The following is a 19,572-nucleotide window of genomic DNA, read 5'->3' on the forward strand; positions in this document are numbered from 1 at the left end:
TGACTCTGTGTCGCTTGGCCGTTCAAAGTCCGCCAACACAACGGCACGCAAACCCTACCGCCCAGCAATAGCAACCCAACAATCGAAATCACCACTGCGCCAATCCTTAACGGTTGATCGGCAGCAGTTGTAAAGGACCTTGAAAAGCTTGTTGAGTTAAACCTTTTTGCCGTTCAGTGTTATGTAGCAGCAATGCCTTGAGGGGGTCGGCGTCCGCCAATTGCTCTGCAAAGCCTTTAAGCGCTGCTAAGTATTCGATTTGTTGTGCCCCTTGCATTGCATCATTGGCACGCTGATACAGGTATTCCACCGTAGGTAACATGATGTGACTGTAGCTGCCGTGCAAAGCAAAACTCAGTCCAGCATGGTCATAATCACCAAAATAAACCAACTTTTTACCTGCTGCGACACAAGCTTCGCGCAAGCCTTTACAACCTTTAGCCTCCAATCCATTACCGCGATAAATCACCAAAGCATTGAATGCATCCTCAGGCAATTGATAACGCCGTGGGTGTAAAGCGAAATACTCATAAAAAGCATCCCGATTCTCTACCATCACCACCCATTCATAAGCTTGTAGGTTCAGGGTTTGCCAATCCAAGTCCATCACCCATTGACTGGGCGCTACAGTGACCCACTCTGGAAAGTAATGACCGCAATTGGCCTGCGCCATCAGTACGCGCCGCTCCATGGGCGCCAGCCCGAGGCTTTTGTTTTCCACATGACTCATATCGGCTTGCTCACGGCGACTTGGTTGAGCCTGCCATTGCTCCAAACTCAACAGGTGCGATTCAGCCAATACTTGCTCAATGGTGCGGATGACATTGCGCTGAAACAACACCCTGTGATCAGCAAACCAACCGTTAGTGTCTAAACCCTGTTGCTCACACCAAGCCAATAAATCCTGCATGGCTGGACTCTGGCTGGCCCGTTGAACCTCCCGTGTTTGCCGTAATGCCTGCTTCACATTACACAACACAGAACGTGCACGATCGGATAAATCGAAACTCATAGTAAGACTCCATCACTGAGCAACTGCAGCTCTACATCGGTGATGATCTGCAATTGATTAAAAGGACCTGCCTCTTCGGTGTCATATTTCAAACGAAATGCACTTTTTTCTAAGCTCGATAACCCTTGGTATTCAGCAATGACCTGATACAACCACATTTCCGGATCCCACTTCAGCTGTGTTTCCACTAAATACGCTAAAGCACTGTGATTGCTCTGTTGATCCAGCACCTGCAAATAGAATGACACCACATCTTCATGCAGTTCACGGCGTCGTGCCAAAACAGTGGCATCATCTTGCCACTCCACTGGCGGAGCTGCGCTCGGCTGATGTTCCGCAGGCCGACTGCGTGCCGGTAGCTGAGTGAGCAGCTGTTGCATAGCGTACTTGTCTTGATGTCGATCCAAAGCAATGGCTGCACTGGGTAGCACAGCACTGGCCTGGTTCACCAAATCCACCACTTGGCTGCGCTGGGCATAATCTGACGGCTGAAAGTTAGGCTTCTGCTCAAAAAATTCCAGCATACCGCGCACCAATACATTGCGCGCTTGCTGTTGACGAAAACGCGCCATCAACTCACTTAAACGCTTTTGTACCTCGCGCAAGCTGCTGAAATGCACACTGACTTGACTCTGCAATTGGCGCACCAACAATTGGCGCAACCCGGCATTGCTACCGGCAAAGTGAATCAGCTCGTTGAAATCAATCAGCTCTAAGCCTTGCAGCCAACGCACCACCTCAGTGTGTGCTTTTTCATTCTCATAAATCTTTTCTTGCACACTGCTAACAAAGGCAAAGTCGGTATTTAAACGGTTCCACAGGCTATCAATACCTGTGGCGATACGACTGTTTAAATCATCCACTTCTTGACTGAGCTTGCTCTGAAAATAAGCACTGCGCTGATAATGGCCTTTGCTTTCTTCTTCGTTAACTTTACCTACCAGCACGCGAATATTGATTAAGAAATCACCAACATCGGCATTCACTTTACGCCGCTGCTCATCAGCAATGAGGTGCACAATCATTTCGCGTACAGGATCCGTCAGCTTTAAGCCTGAGGTCTCACTGGGCCGCCAAAGAATATTCGCGGCCTGCAGTTGATTGATAACCCGTGTGCCCACCTGCAACTCATCAATCGGGCTGCCATAGTAGTTGTGCATCAACACATCGCTGTATTTACCCAGCAGTCTGAGCCGCTCAACGCCAAGCTTGATCGCCTCACTGCTGTAATCCAGAGTACTCATGCCAGCAAATCCTCTTGGCTGGGCACTGACTCTTCTTCGATGGCGATGTTTTCTTCTTCACGAATAAAACGGGTCAAATCAATCAAGTAATCGATCTTACCGGTGACAATATAGTGGTGCCGATCTTTATGCGGTTGATGCAGGTAGCCATGGCTGCGCAAACGATCAAAAACTTGCTTGAGTTGGCCAGCCACATCCTCACTTTGCGACTGAAAAAAACGGGTTTGCACCAAGGCTTGCAGCTGATCACGCAAACTGGGGTTGTTTTCAATGCGGGCCGCCATTTCGTGACGATTTAGAATGTCATTGGCGGTGAGCACATTTTCATGCCCCATGGTTTCTTGCGTCAACTGCAACAGTTTCAACATTGGGATTAAGCTGTCGAGGGTCTCTTTAAACTGCTGTGACAACTGATCACGCAATGCTTGGGTCAGCTCTCGCCAAGCCAAAAACCACACACTGCCTTCCGGATTACAGGCTAAACGGCGATTTAAGGGGCGCAAATACTGATCAATGGCCTCCCGCTTTGCTTCATCTTGCAGGTGACGAAATCCTTGGCTATCACTCACTTCACAAATAAATTCACCGGCCAACAGCTGTTCCAGTAATTTGCTGTATTGCATCATCATTGTGCGGCCTCCTCACGGCGTTGCTGCAGGCGTTGCGCCAATCGGCTGAGCTTGGGTTCAATGCGCTTAAGCTTGCTTTGCCCCGCTTCGCGCTCAATCAAGTAACGGTGTTGAAATAACGTCAACACATCAGACTCAGGATTCGGGAACGCACCGACAATATAAATCTGATTGTTCTCACAGGCTTTAAACAGTTTCTCAACGTTGTGATACGCCAAGGTGCCTATTTCATCAATGGGCCAATGAATGCTGACCTGCGCTTGCCCCCGCAGCAGGCGAGTAAAGGCCAATAAATATTTGCATAAAATTAAATAAGCCATACCGTGACTGGATGACTCCAGCAACTGACGATCATTACGGATCACTAAGTCAGTGCCACCTTCATTAAGCAGCAGCTCAAGGCGTAATAGGCTCTCAAAGGTGAACTCTTGATCACTGCGTAACAAATCAGCTACATCGCTTAATGCTTCTAGGTATGCATCATTGGGTAAACGTTCAAAGTCTTGCTGCCATTGTGCATAGAGTTTGGCAAAGCGTTTCAGCGGCTTCCAGAATCCCAACTCATCAATGGTGGACTGAATTTTCACTTCAGAACGGGTGATGCCTTCCAAAACAAACTCATCACTGACCTCTTCACTTAAACGACGACTTTGCGCACTGATACGGCTGTTTAAATCACTGAAGACGGTAAAGAAATCTTGCAAATCTTTACCAAAGTTACGCCCCGTCGACAGCAGGTTTTGCTGCTGATTTTGCAGAATATGCAGCATGTCCTGATACGCTTTGAGCAAAGCCTGTGCACTGGGATTAACCCCCAAATCGCGCTGTTGAGTGCTCCAAATGTCGGCAAAGTGTACACTGGCATCTTTGAGCAACTCACGCTCAAACAAGTGCAAACTGTTTTTTAAACGACTGTCCAACTGATGCTTATCTTGCAAAGCCTGGCGGGTACGCTCAATGCGTTCAGCAGTATTACCTGTCGGCTGCTGCGTTTGTGCCGCAAGAGCCTCAGTAGGCGCTGGGAACTGCTCCAACTGTTTTAATAGAGGCACGACCTGCTCCAGCAGTGCGCGCTGCCCTTGCAGCTGTTCTTCTTGTGCTTGTAGAGCACGCAGCGCTGTTTTCTTATGTTCAAGGAAGCCGTGTTCCAGCGCTTTTAGCGCATCACTCAAACTCAACTGCTGTTGCTTCAGCTCATGCTCCTGCGCCAACAACTGTGGCTTACGGATCTGCCAATCAACGCGGATAAAATGGCGGTAGTCTTCGAGCTCATCACGACGTGCTTCAGTTTGACTGACCTGCTGACGCATGGTTTTTAAGCGTTGCTCGATCTCTTTCAGTTGTTCCGGATCAATTCCTTGCTCACGCAGCTCGTGCTCCAGCGCCACTTGCAACTCATGCACCTGCTGCTCAACTTCACGGCGCTTAGCGGTAATACTGGCACTGAACTGCTCTATTTTTTCGTGCAATATTTGCACGGCATGTTGCCAATCTGCTTGGTATTCCAACAGCATATTTCGAAAAGCACTGTCACGCTCTTTTAGCGCACTTTGCTGCTGTGCTTGAACCGCGTCCAACTGTTGAGCCAACTGAGCCTGCTGCTCTTGTAAACTTTTTTTCCGTGCGTGTTGCAACTGCTGCTGACGCTCTAATAAGCGTTGCCGAGAATCTTGCGCAAAACCTAAATCAGCGCGATAACGATCACGGGCTTGCTGGGCTTTGTGCAGCGCATCTTGCTGCTGATCACACTGTGCGTTATAGGTTTTCTGGACATCTTCTAGCGCCTGCAAGTTGTCTTCTACGTCATGCAGCTGATCCAAAGCTTTGGCAATGGCGTCCAGCAGTGCCTGTTCATCTTGGGCATAGTCCGGCAGCTCAATGGCGGCCAAGTCTAAGCACATATTAAACAGTTGCTGGGCAGGGTCTGCCTCAGTGCTATTGATGCGGGGGGCTAAATCTGTGCGCTCCAGTAAGTCTTCTCGAATCAACTTACCCACGCTATGTTGCCAACCGGGCATCTGCTGCTGTAAAAACTGACGCAAGCTGCCTTCTTTCGGCGCTTGCTGCAATTTCAACTGCAAATACTGCTGCTCCGCCTGACGCAAAGATTGGCGTTGTATTTTAATTTCATCTAAATGGGCGTCACGCTGCCGCTTGCTCTGCTCACACTCATCGCGTAAGCGCTCAACCTGATCATTTTGATTGGCCAGTTGCAACTGGATCTCTTCGATTCGGGCTTGCTCAGCATCCAGCTCTTGCTGTTCTTCAGGGGTTAAAAAAGACACGCTTAAACGCGCTTTAACCTCGGCTTGTTGCTGATAGAGCAGATTCTGTTGCGTTTGAAACTCAGCCTGTAAAGCCTGCCGTTGCTGCTGATGCGACTGCTCAAGTTGATTTTTTTGCTGTTCTTGTTGCTGCCGTACGGCTTGCTCCTCGTCACGCACTTTTTGCTGTTTTTGGCTGACCTGTTCAACAAACTCATTAAGCTGCTCTGACAGTTCATATTTGCGTGACTCAAAGCGCTGCCTTGAATTCCCTTCCATATCACGCAACATGTGCAAGTGGGTATCCAGCTCATCACGCTGCGCTCGCCAGCTCGGCAATTGATTAACTGCCTGCTCCAAACTGGCCATGTCACGCTGCTCAAAATCGCTGTTGCGTTGCTCAATACTGTCTAAATCTGCCTCAACCTGCTTCAACTCACTGCCGACTTTGCTGAGCTTATCGTTCAGTTCATCACGCGCAGCTTGATATTGCACCTCTTTCTCTTTTTGCGCACGCTGTGCAACCTTAATGTCAGCCTCTTGATCAGCGCACTTGCGTTCTAACTGGCTGGCATCATTGAGCAGTAAGGGTTGCAGTTGCCAGAGTGCTTGCTCCGTCGCATTCAGCTGATCCACCTGCTGACTCAAGCCTGCCATGTCTGCTTGCAAAGTACTCAAACGGCGCGACTGACGCACCTGTTGCACCCATTCTCGCACTTGGGTGCTTTTGATTTTGGTGCTGGGCAGGGCCACCCCTTCATCTTCAAAGATGGCAGCCAGCATGGTTTTTAAGGTGTCCATTTTGCCTTCTTTGGCATGCACCGCTGACACCAGTTTTTCAATGTGACGCAGGCGGTGGGGGTTTTCTGCCAAACTATAGCGCAAAGCGATTTGGCGCAGACGGGTAGACTCCGCGCGCGAACTGCTGGCCAGCAAACGAAAGTCATTTTGAATGACGCTACGATAATCACTGATGGTATCAATCAAGCTCGAATGCTCGATCTTGTGCTGACGCAAATGACTGGTCAACTCGGCATAACTCAGAGTTTCCAATTGACCGGTAGCATTGTGGCGCAAATACAACTCGGGCTGATACGCACTGTTTACAAAACGGTAACTGACACCTTCATCTTTCTTCCGAGTTATGACCACATGACAGAGTTGACCGGCCTCTCTGCGGTACTCATAAATCAAATATGAATCGCTATGCGGTAAGTAGTACTGATCAAACTTTTTCCGTGTTTTTGGCACAACATTATTGGGCCGCTCGCCATAAAAAACGGGAATAAGGCGCTGCAGGGTGGTCTTGCCTGACGCATTGCTTCCACAAATGTTGGTGTGGCCCGTGAGGTCAAGCTCAACAACGCCTCCAAGGTGGCCATTGATCATAATGATGCGGAGTAAGTGGGACATAATGCAGGTGTAGGCTCCGTGCTAAGGCGATGGTTAGATGCGGGTTGCAGGTCTATGTTGACCCACAAAGGTTACATGAGTATTTACAAGCAATCATAGAATGATTTGCAGGATTCGCAGCATGCTTTTACGGCATGAACAACACGCTTCAAGCGACCTGTCATGCACTACTCTGCTCTGCGCGTCACGCCCCAAGCGCAATACAAAGGCTGTCAGCGCGGTTTGAAGCAACGCGAATGAGGCACTGCTGCAGCATTGGGACACAATGCCCGTCAGCAGTGCAACACGCTCCATTAACGCTGAATCGTTTTGATCAGCTCTTCCGGAGTGATATGCCCCACCACGCCAGCATTTGCTTGGCTACTACCCGGCTGAGGCATATTGAATATATGGCTTTTCATTTTACCAATGATGTGCATTTCACAAGGCTTACAATCAAATTTTAGGGTCAGCACTTCATCCCCATGAATCAACTGCATATCCCGTACTTTAGTGCGCACGCCGGTCACACCTTTGGCTTGTTTTGGACACAAATTGAAGGAGAAGCGTAAGCAGTGTTTAGTGATCATCACAGGCACATCACCCGCTTCTTCATGTGCTTCATAGGCAGCGTCAATCAACTGCACACCATAACGGTGATAAAAAGCTCGGGCTTTTTCATTATAGACGTTGGCTAAAAACGTCAGATGCGTCTCGGGGTACACGGGTGCTGGATCACTCACCGCTTTGCGATAACCTTTCGGATGTGCAGCCACACGGGCAGCAGTTAAGGCAGCAATGGCCTCACGGCGCAAGGCTTTCAGCTGTGATCCTGGAATAAACCACGCCTGTTCTGCTTGAATCTCCACACGTTGCGCATGATAAATCGTGGTGCCCAGTTTGGTTAAAGTGTCTTCCAGTTGGGCGGTGGCCTTATCTGGATTACTGGCGACGCTGAAAGGCCCAGCCAAATCAAGACTCACGCTCACCCCTTCCTCACTGGTGGCAGTCAAACGCAGCTGTTGCTCATCCAACTGCACCAACCAATCCACTAATACGCGGCGCTCTGCAGACTTCTTTTGCAGCGCCTGCTGCCAGTTATGATCCAAGTTGCGGTTCAGCGGATACGGCGGGCGTAAGGTTTTGAGCTCAGGGGGCATTTCGTTCGGCACCACTAAGTACTGACGTAACAATTGCCCTTCTTGTTCATACTCACAGAGCTGCTGCACAGTGTTGGCACGAAAACCCACCACCTCACGCTTATGCAGCACGTTAAGGCCGTCACCGTTACTGAGGGGTTCATGGGTCTGTACGGTTATGTCCTGTTTACCCACTCCCAGAATCTCACCCACTGGCAAGCCAACAAATTTAGGTGAATCAAAGGCCCCAATATCGATTTTGCGCTCTGTCACAAAATAATCAGTGCTGCCACGGTGGAAGGTTTTATCGGGATTAGGTACAAAGAAATGCTCTGTAAAACCACTGGAGGACCGAGCCAAATCTGGACGATCCAATAGAATCTCATCCAACTGCTGACGGTAATACGCAGTGATATTTTTCACGTAGGTCATATCTTTGTAACGCCCTTCAATCTTAAAAGAGCGCACTCCGACGTCCACCAAATCGCGCAAATTAGCGCTTTGATTGTTGTCTTTCATCGACAGCAAATGCTTATCGTAGGCTACGACTCGGCCCTCATCATCTTTTAAGGTGTACGGCAGGCGACACGCCTGGGAACAATCCCCTCGGTTGGCACTGCGTCCAGTCTGCGCATGGGAAATGTTGCATTGGCCCGAGAAGGCCACACACAGCGCCCCATGAATAAAAAACTCAATGGCAGAATCTACACTTTGACTGATTTGGCGAATCTCTTGCAGGTTCAGCTCTCGCGCCAATACCAGCTGGGAAAAACCCACTTTAGATAAAAACTGAGCTTTATCTAAAGTGCGGATATCCGTTTGAGTACTGGCATGCAGCTCGATAGGCGGCAGATCCATTTCCATAATGCCCAAGTCCTGCACAATCAAGGCATCCACACCGGCATCATACAGCTGCCAAATTAAGGCGCGGGCAGACTCCAATTCATCATCATGCAAAATGGTATTGATGGTGACGAAGACTTTCGCGTGAAATAGATGGGCAAACGCCACTAAGTCTGCGATATCACTGAGGCTGTTACTGGCATTATGCCTTGCCCCAAAACTCGGCCCACCAATATAAACCGCATCAGCGCCATGCAAAATGGCTTCTTTAGCAATGGTGGCATCGCGGGCAGGACTGAGTAACTCAAGATGGTGCAAGGGTAAGGACATAGTTTTTCAATTCAAATAAATATAGGAGATTAAACATGCAAGGCCGCTGTTTAAGGCGCGACCGGCAATTATTTTTGATCCGCGCAGTTTACCACAGGCCTAAGGGGCAGCGGCAAAGCATCATTGCACGATAGAGAACTGTACAGTGCCGGTTTGTCCCTGCTCGTCCAATACACTGAGTTGATACACGCCAGCCTTGTCAAAACTGTAGTCAAAATTTTGCCCGTTTTCGCTGCGTCCCACCGGAACGCCATTGAGGTACCACCAATGCTGTGCCCCGCCACCTTGCACTGAAAACTGCAGGCGTAATTCGGTCTGACGGCCAGCCGGTGTTTGCAAGCGATCACCGGAATTCACCCCAACAATTTGTAACGCTTCAGTGATCACCCCTACGGCAGGCGGGCACTTAGGATCAATGGGCGCTAAACGAGCAGAGCGGCGTTCTTTTTCAGGCAACCATGGTTCCAGTGCGCTAGGCCACAAAGCAATGCGTTGCGGCTCTGCACCAGGGCAGTGTTGTGCCACACGCAAGCCCTGCTGGTTGAGCCAAACCAAAGGCTGCAAATCACTGCTGAAACTGTCTCCCATGGTCAGCGTGGGCGGCACGGTGCCATTAAGCGTCCAAGCAACGCGCAAACGGCGGCAGTTATCATCGCTGCGCGGTAAGGTTTGTCCTAAAGGCCAGCAAATGGCAGCGACTCCAACTTCAGGCGGTCGAGGATCCGGCGGCGCGACCCTGTTATGCTGACGATCACGGTGTTTTAGGACATCCTGTACTTGCAACAATAAAGGTGTCGCTGAAGCCAAGCCAAACTGGCCCGGCACAGGTGTACCGTCGGGACGGCCGATCCACACTCCAATTAAATAGCGCGCACTGACCCCGACAGCCCATGCATCACGAAAACCATAGCTGGTACCGGTTTTCCATGCTAACGGTGCGGGCTCAAGGCTATCCCGCGTGACATGCCACTGCGGACGCTGTCGATCCGCCAAGATGCGCCGTACAATCCATGCAGCCCCAGGGGACAGTAAAGGCTTTTCCACTAAGGCTTGCTGTGGCTGAAAACGCAATTGCGCCACCTGACCTTGCCGCGCAAAAGCACTGAAGCCACTGACCAAACCTTCTAAATGTGACCCCACGCCGCCTAAAATCAGAGCCAAACTGGGTTCAGCCCCTTGCGGCAAGATCAGCGGTATTCCAGCATTACGTAACTCCCCGGTAAAACGCTTCGGCCCATAGACGTCCAACAGTTGCACCACAGGCAAATTCAGAGAACGGAACAACGCTTGACTGACGGATACAGGTCCACTGAAACCTTCAGAGAAATTCCCCGGACGGTAATCACTGCTGTGGCGCGGTACATCCTGCAATAAAGACTCAGAATGAATCAGCCCTTCATCCAACGCCATAGCATATAAAAACGGTTTTAAAGTGGAGCCCGGTGAGCGTACGGCTTGCACCATATCCACATGGCCAAATCGCTGATCATCGGCAATATCAACCGAGCCCAAATACGCTTGTACCGCCATACTTTCATGTTCAACCACAACAATGGCGGCCGATGTGCGCTCAGGCAATCGTACTCGCCAACCCAAAAGCATGTCTTCTAAGCGGCGCTGTAATTGAACATCAATGGTGGTTTCAATCACGGCCGGACTACCGGCTTGATTTAAGCGTCGTGCTAATAACGGCGCTAAAGCAGGCTGCTCCCGTGGCGCCAACCAGACGGCTTCTTGCAAGGCGTCGTTAACCGCGCTTTGCGGCCACACTTGAAAGGCAGCTAAACGTTGCAAAACTTTATCGCGCGCTGCTTGCGCCCGTTCAGGGTGACGATCAGGACGTAAACGGCTAGGCGCTTGTGGCAACACAGCTAAAAGTGCTGCTTCGGCACGGCCTAAGCTTTGCGGTGATCGCCCTAAATAGGACCAACTGGCGGCAGCCACGCCTTCTAGAGTCCCACCGAAGGGTGCTCGATTGAGATACAGCGTGAGAATATCATCTTTAGATAAATGCCATTCCAACTGTAAAGTACGCCACAGCTGACGCAATTTACCGCGCAATGTGCGTGGATGCGGATCCAATAAACGTGCCACCTGCATTGATAAAGTACTGCCGCCCGACACAATACGGCCTGCCTTTAGGTTTTGCCACGCTGCACGTGCAATGGCGAAAGGGTTTATACCTGGATGCTGATAAAACCACCGGTCTTCGTAAGCTAACAAGGCTTCAATATAGTATGGTGAAACCTGCTCAATCTGCACCGGATAACGCCACACACCCTTAGCATCCGCAAAACGCCACAGCGGAGTACCATCCTGTGCCAGCACCACGCGCGCCATATCATCTTGCGGTAAGGGCAAAGGATCCAAGCGATCCGCCAGCCACACACCTATACAGATCAGCAGCACGCCTAAACTCGCCCAGCCTAAGCCACGCCAGCCTCGGTGTTGCTTTGCTTGCTTCAAGTGTTTCTCCTTGTAATTAAGAACGGTTGGTACCCCAGGCTCACGTCAAAACCAAGCCGTTTAGTGCACATCAGCTCTTGTCTTTAGGCCTCAGAATCCAAGCCATGTTCACAGCTCACAATCACCCGTTCCGAACGATACACACGGCCATATCCGCAGTAATTGTACTGCAAGCACGTAACTTCTCACCGCCCTTGTTTAAGCTGGAAAACATACCAAAGCAATTGATTTCTGCCGCATAAATAAGCTGTTTCAACACACTTCAAGTCTTTAATACCAATCTCAGCCGTGACAAAATAGCGCATCCACTCACAAACAACTGAGATTATCCATGCAAGACATTCCCATTGACTCCTGGTTACAAGAGATCCAAACCAACTGGTTACCTCTCGCTGTCAAGTACGGTGGCCAAGCGATCTTCGCACTGGTGACCCTCGCTGTCGGTTGGTGGCTGATCAACCGCATCACTGCACTACTGGTCAATACACTGCAAAAGCGTCATGCCGACGCCATGCTGACGGGCTTTTTAGGCTCTTTGTGTAATGCATTACTGCGCATCCTACTGCTGTTAAGCGTTGCAGGCATGATTGGCATTGAAACCACGTCTTTTATTGCCCTTATTGGTGCCGCAGGTTTGGCCGTAGGTTTAGCCTTGCAAGGCAGTTTAGCTAACTTTGCTGGTGGTGTTTTAATTCTATTTTTGCGCCCCTTCCGTGCTGGAGACTTCATTGAAGCCCAAGGGATCTCCGGAACAGTGGAAAGCATTTTAATTTTCCACACCCAGCTGCGTACAGCAGATAACAAGGTAATTATTTTACCCAATGGTGCATTATCCAATGGCAGCATTGTCAACTACTCCACCAAACCCACCCGTCGCGTAGATGTCAATGTGAGCATTGACTACAATGACGATATTAAACTTGCACGTAAGGTATTACTGGAGTTAGCCGCAGCCGATGAACGTGTGTTTAAAGACCCTGCAGCCGTGGTGTATATGACCTCTTTAGGCGACAACGCAGTCAATATGTCACTGCGTATGTGGACCAAAAGTGCCGATTACTGGGGTGTGTTCTTTGATATTCAAGAACAAGCAAAAGAAGCCTTTGACCGTGAAGGTCTCAGTTTCCCATTCCCACAGCGCACTGTTCACGTCCATCAAATATCCGAAGCAGATTGACATCCTCCCCGATCTAAAGGAGGGGGATGCCTACTGCTAGACGGCCATGCTCGGCCGCGAGAATGTGACGTGCCGCGTTGATATCGCGATCGTGGGTGACACCACACCCACTGCACGTCCATTCTCTTATTCCAAATCCTGCGATACCTTTCGGCCTCGACTCGGGCAAACTGCCACAACTCGAACAGGTTTGGGTGGTGTATGCCTCGTCAACTTCCTTAAAAACAATGCCTGCGTGAGCGCATTTATAGTCCAGCATTGTTTTTAATTGCCCCCAACCAGCGTCTAGCACTAAAAGTGCGAGGTCTTACGCGATTTTGATAAAGCTGTATCATGCTCAACTATGAGTAACTTTAATCATCAACTTTTGTGATCGAGTGAACCCCATGAATGCCGCTAAGCGTTATGAGATTTTCCGCCGTTTCCAGGAAGACAATCCTAAGCCCGAAACCGAGCTCAACTACAGCTCCCCGTTTGAGTTACTGATCGCTGTCATTTTATCTGCACAAGCCACTGATGTCGGAGTGAACAAAGCCACTGACAAACTGTTTCCCGTAGCCAACACCCCTGAAGCCATTTACGCTCTAGGTTACGAAGGGCTTTGCCAGTACACCAAAACCATTGGTCTGTACCCCACCAAAAGCAAAAATATCATCGAAACGTGCAGAATTTTAATTGAGCAACACAACAGCCAAGTACCAGAAACGCGTAAAGCATTGGAAGCCCTGCCCGGTGTCGGCCGTAAAACTGCAAATGTGGTGCTCAACACTGCTTTTGGCCAAGTGGCTATGGCGGTGGACACCCATATTTTCCGCGTCAGTAACCGCACCAATATTGCCCCTGGGAAAAATGTCTTAGAAGTAGAAAAAAAGTTGCTCAAAGTGGTGCCTAAAGAGTTTTTACTGGATGCTCACCACTGGCTCATTTTGCATGGACGCTATGTGTGCCAAGCGCGGAAACCCCGTTGTGGCAGTTGTCGCATCGAAGATTTATGTGAGTTTAAAGAGAAAACCTCTGACGATTAGTTTTTATTATCAAAATCTATCAAACTCATAAAAAAAATCTTTTTTACCAAGCCTAGGTTTATAGGTTATAAGGTGCGCGAACGGAAACCCCCGTATGCGAGGCATTTATCATGAGCAAAGAAGATTTAGATTTAGATGATGATTTCATCGCAGAAGATGCGGAAGAAATTGAGGAAGAATCGCCAGCAGTGGTTGCAAAAACCGCTTTAGCTAAACGCCGGATGATTGACAATCTACTTGCTGAGCGCCGTTTGCAAAAACAAATGGCCGACTATGATTTCGACCTTGACTGAGCCCCTAACAACGAGTCCCCACAGGACTCGTTGTCTTGCATTGACATCCTCCCCGACCTAAAAGACAGGGATTCCTACTGCTAGACGGCCATGCCCGGCCGCAAGAATATTCCGTACCGCATTAACATCGCGATCGTGAGCGGCACCGCACCCACTATCCATTCTCTTATTCCAAGCCCTGCGGTACCTTTCGGCCTCGACTCGGGCAAACAGCTACAATGCGGAGCGCCTATTGCAGTGATCCGGCAATACATTGAGCAGCAGACAAAACCCCAGCAGGGTTGCATAAGCAACTCTGCTATCCATCCTCGCACTAAAAGTACCAGGTCTTACGCGATTTTGATAAACAACATCCCATTCCCCCACAGTAAGACAATAAAACCAGCAATAGCGATAAAAGGGGCAAAAGCAATGGGCTGACTATAATGATTACCCTGCCAACGCAGTATCAATACCCCAACAATAGAACCCAATGCCGATGAGACTAAAATCGTACCGGGCAGCACCTGCCACCCTCCCCAAGCACCCAGCATGGCCAAGAGTTTAAAATCTCCATACCCCATACCTTCTCGCCCAGTGATCCATTTAAACAGCCAAAACACCGTCCATAAACTCATGTAACCGATCACTGCACCCCAAAATGCTTCGGGTAAACTGACAAACACACCAAAACTGTTAAGAATTAATCCCAACCACAGCATCGGTAGCACTATGACATCAGGCACAATTTGCTGCTGCGCATCAATTAAGCTCATCGTCAGCAGGCTCCAAGTGCACAACAACATGGCGCCCCCTGCAAGACTCACCCCATAGCGCCAAGCAATCAGCGCGGAGAGCAGTCCACAAGCCACCTCTACCAATGGATAGCGCCAGCTAATGGGGGCACGACAAGCACTGCAACGCGCACGTAAGTACAACCAACTGAGCAATGGAATCTTCTCCCAAAACTTAAGTTGGTGACCACAGTTCGGACAACTTGAGTTGGGCCTAGCCAGGTTATAAGGCGTGCTATCTGTCTCCGCGGGTAACTGTAAAATCTCACGAGCTTGTTGACGCCAATCCTGCATCAGCATTTTTGGCAAACGATACACCACCACATTGATAAAACTGCCCACAATAAGCCCAAGCAATCCCACGCTTAAAACAAATATTCCAGCATCGCTGCGCCACAGCTCAATAACCCACATCAACACATCCCAATTTAAAAGACTGCGCCCAATTCAAAAATCGGCAAATACATGGCAATGATTAAACCACCAACTAAAACCCCTAATACTGACAGAATCAGTGGTTCCATAAGTGCGGTTAAACCATCCACCGCCTGCTCCACTTGCTGTTCATAATACACAGCTACTTTATCTAACATGGCATCTAAGCTACCGGACTCCTCACCAATGGCGGTCAATTGTACTGCCATTACTGGAAATACTGCTGTATTACGCATCGCAAAATGCAACTGCATACCATTAGCCACATCACGTTTGACCTGCTGCACAGCTTCCCTAAACACCACGTTAGCCACCGAGCCCGTTACAGATTCTAAAGCATCCAGCAAGGGTACACCGGCTGCAAATGTTGTAGCTAAAGTACGGGCAAAACGTGCCACTGCTGCGTGATAAGCAATATTGCCCACCACCGGTAAGCGCAATACAAAGCGCTCCCAACAACTGCGCAGTCGCGTTGAGCTACGCCACAGACGCTGTACCCCTAAGCCTACGAGCGCAATGAAACCCAACAATACCCCCGCATGATTCTGTAAGTACTCAGATAACGCGATTACCCCAAGGGTAAACAGCGGCAACTGTGCATCAAAACTGATAAATATCTCTTCAAACTGCGGCACCACCTTAACCAATAGCACCCAACTTACAAGCACAGCCACTGCCATTACAGCGAATGGATAACGCAGTGCTTTTTTAATTTTTGCTTTAAGATGTTCGGTTTTTTCTTTGTAGGTGGCAATGCGTTCTAAGAGCAACTCTAACGCTCCGGTTTGTTCGCCCACCGCAACCAAATTGCAGTACAGCTCATCAAAATAAGCAGGATGTTGGCGTAAAGTGCTGGCCAAACGATTACCGGCCGCAATGCCTATTTTCAGCTCATCCAACAATGCGCGCAATGCTGGCTTTTCAATGCCCTCAGCAATAATATCGAGACTTTGCAGCAGAGGCACACCGGCTTTGAGCATGGTGGCCATTTGCCGGGTAAAAACAGCAATATCCAAAGGCCGAATAGCTTGATTCCGTTGCCACGACACCCTTCTTTGCCGACGCACTTGCGTAGGGGTAATGCCTTGCTTACGCAGCATGACCCGTACCGCAACAGCACTTTGCGCTTTAATTTGCCCAGACACTTGAGTGCCTTGTCGATTGCGCCCCACCCACACATACACTTTAGAGGAAGAATGCCGAGCCATGCGTTATTCCTGCGTCACACGGTTGATTTCTGCCAAGCCGGTCACGCCCTGCAGCACTTTAAGCAAACCAGCCTCACGCAAACTAATAAAGCCGTCTTGGCGCATCTGCTTAGCTATATCTAAAGCATTACCACCTTGCATAATGATGTGCTGCAGTGCCGGTGTGATTTTGACCACCTCATAGATCCCCATACGTCCGCGATATCCGCCTTGGCATTGCTCGCAACCCTGCGCCTGATACAAATGACAATTTGCAACCTGTGCCTTACTCAGCCCCTCTTTGATTAAAATGTGTTCCGCTAGCTGCTGCGGCTGCTTACAGTCACATAAGCGACGCACCAAGCGCTGCGCGATGATCAAGCTGACAGATGTGGCAAGATTGAAAGGTGCAATCCCCATATTGCATAAACGAGTCAAGGTTTCGGCCGCACTGTTGGTATGCAAAGTGGACAAGACCAAATGCCCTGTTTGTGCGGCTTTAATAGCAATTTCTGCTGTTTCTAAATCTCGAATCTCTCCCACCATCATGACGTCTGGGTCTTGACGTAAAAATGCCCTGAGCACAGTAGCAAAATCCAAGCCTTGCTTAGGGTTCACATTGACTTGGTTCACCCCATCTAAATTGATCTCCACTGGATCTTCTGCAGTCAAAATATTCAACTCGCCGCTATTAACTTGATGCAAGCCTGCGTACAAAGACACTGTTTTTCCTGACCCCGTAGGACCGGTCACTAAGATCATGCCCTGTGCTTGACTGAGTGCCTCGCTATACAACCGCTGTTGCTGTGCCTCAAAGCCTAAAGCATCAATACTGATTTGTAGGCGTGCGGCATCTAACAAACGCAATACAATCTTTTCACCCCACAACGTCGGTAAGGTATTCACTCGAAAGTCGACTGACTGATGCTCCGACAACTTCAGTTTGATGCGCCCATCTTGCGGTTTACGCCGTTCAGAAATATCCATACTGGCCATGATTTTTAAGCGTGCAGCAATGCGTTCACGCAACTGAATAGGCGGCTTAGCTTTTTCATGCAATACACCATCGGTGCGAAAGCGGACTCGGTAGCGGTTTTCATAAGGTTCAAAATGCACATCTGAAGCCCCTGTATGCACTGCATCCATGAGAATCTTATGTACAAAGCGCACCACCGGTGTTGCTTCACTCTCATCACCGAGCATTAAATCTGCCGGCTCGACCTGTTCCACAGCAAGACGGTTCAATTCTGCTACATCGATGCTATCCAACTCCGAAGCAGACGCTGTGTACAGCTTATCAATGGCATAGCCCAGCTTATCGTCTTCCACCAACAGTGGCTCCACTGCAACACCGGTACTGAATTGAATGTCATTGATCGCTTGCGTATTCCCCGGATCTGACATCGCGATGTACAAGGTGTTGGCTCGCCGGTATAAGGGCAAAATACGGTGCTGACGAGCCAATGTTTCACTGATTAAGTCCTTCTGAGCCTCTTCCAACTGTACTGTATTTAAGTCAATAGCGGTCACCCCAAACTGCTCAGCTGCCAACTCCATCAACACACGGCTATCAACCCATTTGTTTTGCACCAACCAAGTCACCAAAGGAATGCGCTGTTGTTGCGCCTGATGCACAGCTGCATGCACCTTTTGCGCATCCAACAGACCGGACGTCACCAACTGCCGTGCCAACCCCAGCAAATGCATATCAGCCTCCATGCCTACACCTCATGCCATACCAGCCTCGATCAACTTTATATATAGACCACAATCGAACACTCGGCCAATGCGCCTAGGCGATGCACAATTCACGCGTTTTTTACAGCAAGATTTATTTTCTTGACTAACATACAAACTAGAGGCAGTAACCACAGCAGCGCGCTATCCATACTTAATGATCTAGACGAATGCAAAGCTCAGTCACTGCCTCAGAAGCAAGCTAATCAATACATAGTTGCGCAAGCACTGGGAGTTTCACTATGAAAGGACATCTACAACAAGGGTTCACGCTCATCGAGCTGATGATCGTGGTGGCAATTATTGGTATTTTGGCAGCTGTTGCCTTACCGGCCTATCAAAACTACAGCCTACGCGCCAAAATGTCCGAGGTAATTTTAGCTGCTTCTAACTGCCGCATAACGGTGTCTGAAACGGTGCAATTGAGTACTCAACTACCCGGTGCCGGCAATTGGGGATGCGAAAACGGCGATGCAACCACCCCCGTTTCCAAATACGTACAGTCAGTGACAACCGATGCCACAGGTAACATTGTGGTCAAAACCCGTGGTTTTAGCGGTAACTTAGAGGGTAAACAGGTGCAACTTTCACCTTGTATCAATACTGATGAGAACAGCTGTACTCCACTGCAAAACAATACGCTCAATGCCATTGCTCGCTGGGAGTGTGGACCAACGGAAACAGAAGGTGTCGACGTTAAATACTTGCCTGCTTCTTGCCGTTTTAGCACTGCAACAACCGGTAACAGCGGTGGCTAATAACCTGAGCTAAAACAGCCATTGCAAATACTAACAGCCGTGCGCGACAAACGGGTCTGTCAGCGCACATCCGCGAGTTTGCCACGTAAACGACTCACAGCTTGGCTGTGTAACTGGCTGACTCGCGACTCGCTGACGCCTAAAACCGCGCCAATTTCTTTCAGGTTAAGCTCTTCTTGGTAATACAAAGCCATCAACAACTTCTCACGTTCAGGTAGAGCCGCAATTGCTTCAATCAGCCGCTCTCGGCGCTCTCCGTCTAAGGCGACTTTTAGTGGTGAAGCACGCTCTTGATCATCAACGATCACATCCCCTTGCTCATCAACCAGTTCTTCATAGGCCAGCAACTGACCACTGTTGGTATCGGCTAACAATTGCTGATAGTCCGACAAACTCATGCCCAGTTCAGCTGCAATTTCACGCTCTTCCGGCGGGCGACCTAAACGCTGCTCCAATTCATGTATACACGCGTCCATGGCCCGTGCACTGCGTCGCACGCTACGCGGCAACCAATCACGGGTACGTAATTCATCCATCATCGCGCCACGAATGCGTAAGCTCGCAAAAGTTGCAAACGTCGCACCTGTACTGCTGTCATACCGACCCCAAGCGTCTAACAATCCCACCATGCCGGCTTGAATTAAATCATCAAGTTCAACACTCGCCGGTAAGCGCACCAACAATGCCAAAGCTTGACGTCGCACCAAGGGGTAATACTGTTCAAGCAAAACCTCCTGATTGATCTTTCCTTGCGCTGTATACATATAACCACCTCAAGGCTGACAAAATGCGTGGGGCTCATCGTCGCTCCCTCAGCAAATGACAGAGCTCTTCAACAACCTATTCTGCAACCGCTGCTCACCAGCAA

At 49.5% G+C, this 19,572-nt stretch carries 15 protein-coding genes; 4 read left to right on the forward strand and 11 right to left on the reverse strand.

Annotated features, from left to right (window positions below):
- Positions 1–106: 106 nt before the first annotated feature.
- The 6 genes from TOI97_RS08695 to pbpC all read right to left on the reverse strand — a co-directional run bounded on the left by TOI97_RS08695 (position 107) and on the right by pbpC (position 11,319).
- Positions 107–1,012 carry a DUF7281 domain-containing protein gene (locus tag TOI97_RS08695; protein WP_321553730.1) on the reverse strand — a complete coding sequence of 302 codons (906 nt, stop codon included), beginning with the start codon at positions 1,010–1,012 and terminating at the stop codon, positions 107–109.
- Positions 1,009–2,256 (reverse strand): hypothetical protein, encoded by a 1,248-nt coding sequence (locus TOI97_RS08700; RefSeq protein ID WP_321553731.1) that lies wholly within the window; start codon positions 2,254–2,256, stop codon positions 1,009–1,011. Before TOI97_RS08700 ends, TOI97_RS08695 begins: the two co-directional genes overlap by 4 nt.
- Entirely contained in the window at positions 2,253–2,885 is a 633-nt protein-coding gene (locus TOI97_RS08705) for a condensin complex protein MksE (protein ID WP_321553732.1), read from the reverse strand. Before TOI97_RS08705 ends, TOI97_RS08700 begins: the two co-directional genes overlap by 4 nt.
- Entirely contained in the window at positions 2,882–6,562 is a 3,681-nt protein-coding gene (locus tag TOI97_RS08710; RefSeq protein ID WP_321553733.1) for an ATP-binding protein, read from the reverse strand. The genes TOI97_RS08705 and TOI97_RS08710 overlap by 4 nt, the downstream gene beginning before the upstream one ends.
- Before the next feature lie 293 nt (positions 6,563–6,855).
- The gene (locus tag TOI97_RS08715; protein WP_321553734.1) at positions 6,856–8,853 is read right to left on the reverse strand and encodes a peptidase U32 family protein; all 1,998 of its coding nucleotides are present in this window, start codon (positions 8,851–8,853) and stop codon (positions 6,856–6,858) included.
- Between the two features lie 120 nt (positions 8,854–8,973).
- Positions 8,974–11,319, reverse strand: coding sequence for a peptidoglycan glycosyltransferase PbpC (gene pbpC / locus TOI97_RS08720; RefSeq protein ID WP_321553735.1), 2,346 nt, complete (start codon positions 11,317–11,319; stop codon positions 8,974–8,976).
- Positions 11,320–11,650: 331 nt separating this feature from the next.
- Between pbpC and TOI97_RS08725 the strand changes: the two genes are divergently transcribed.
- Entirely contained in the window at positions 11,651–12,496 is an 846-nt protein-coding gene (locus TOI97_RS08725; protein ID WP_321553736.1) for a mechanosensitive ion channel family protein, read from the forward strand.
- Positions 12,497–12,509: 13 nt separating this feature from the next.
- Here TOI97_RS08725 and TOI97_RS08730 read toward each other — a convergent pair whose 3' ends face one another.
- Entirely contained in the window at positions 12,510–12,788 is a 279-nt protein-coding gene (locus TOI97_RS08730; protein ID WP_321553737.1) for a transposase, read from the reverse strand.
- A gap of 94 nt (positions 12,789–12,882) precedes the next feature.
- Between TOI97_RS08730 and nth the strand changes: the two genes are divergently transcribed.
- Positions 12,883–13,521 (forward strand): endonuclease III, encoded by a 639-nt coding sequence (nth, locus tag TOI97_RS08735; protein WP_321553738.1) that lies wholly within the window; start codon positions 12,883–12,885, stop codon positions 13,519–13,521.
- A 110-nt stretch (positions 13,522–13,631) separates the two neighbouring features.
- Positions 13,632–13,814: a PA3496 family putative envelope integrity protein gene (locus TOI97_RS08740; protein ID WP_321553739.1), complete on the forward strand. Its 183-nt coding sequence runs from the start codon at positions 13,632–13,634 to the stop codon at positions 13,812–13,814.
- Positions 13,815–14,143: 329 nt separating this feature from the next.
- Here the strand turns inward: TOI97_RS08740 and TOI97_RS08745 are convergent, their stop codons facing one another.
- The 3 genes from TOI97_RS08745 to pilB are packed head-to-tail and all read right to left on the reverse strand — an operon-like array spanning position 14,144 to position 17,928.
- On the reverse strand, positions 14,144–15,001 hold the full coding sequence (locus TOI97_RS08745) for a prepilin peptidase (RefSeq protein WP_321553740.1): 858 nt from the start codon (positions 14,999–15,001) through the stop codon (positions 14,144–14,146).
- A 14-nt stretch (positions 15,002–15,015) separates the two neighbouring features.
- Positions 15,016–16,230: a type II secretion system F family protein gene (locus TOI97_RS08750; protein WP_321553741.1), complete on the reverse strand. Its 1,215-nt coding sequence runs from the start codon at positions 16,228–16,230 to the stop codon at positions 15,016–15,018.
- Between the two features lie 3 nt (positions 16,231–16,233).
- On the reverse strand, positions 16,234–17,928 hold the full coding sequence (pilB, locus tag TOI97_RS08755; protein WP_321553742.1) for a type IV-A pilus assembly ATPase PilB: 1,695 nt from the start codon (positions 17,926–17,928) through the stop codon (positions 16,234–16,236).
- Positions 17,929–18,188: 260 nt separating this feature from the next.
- Here pilB and TOI97_RS08760 point away from each other — a divergent pair, with 260 nt between their 5' ends.
- Positions 18,189–18,704, forward strand: a complete 516-nt coding sequence (locus tag TOI97_RS08760) for a pilin (protein WP_321553743.1) — start codon at positions 18,189–18,191, stop codon at positions 18,702–18,704.
- A gap of 59 nt (positions 18,705–18,763) precedes the next feature.
- Here the strand turns inward: TOI97_RS08760 and TOI97_RS08765 are convergent, their stop codons facing one another.
- On the reverse strand, positions 18,764–19,468 hold the full coding sequence (locus tag TOI97_RS08765) for an RNA polymerase sigma factor FliA (RefSeq protein ID WP_321553744.1): 705 nt from the start codon (positions 19,466–19,468) through the stop codon (positions 18,764–18,766).
- Positions 19,469–19,572 lie beyond the last annotated feature (104 nt).

Source organism: Denitrificimonas halotolerans (assembly GCF_034259425.1).
GTDB classification, from domain to species: domain Bacteria; phylum Pseudomonadota; class Gammaproteobacteria; order Pseudomonadales; family Pseudomonadaceae; genus Denitrificimonas; species Denitrificimonas halotolerans.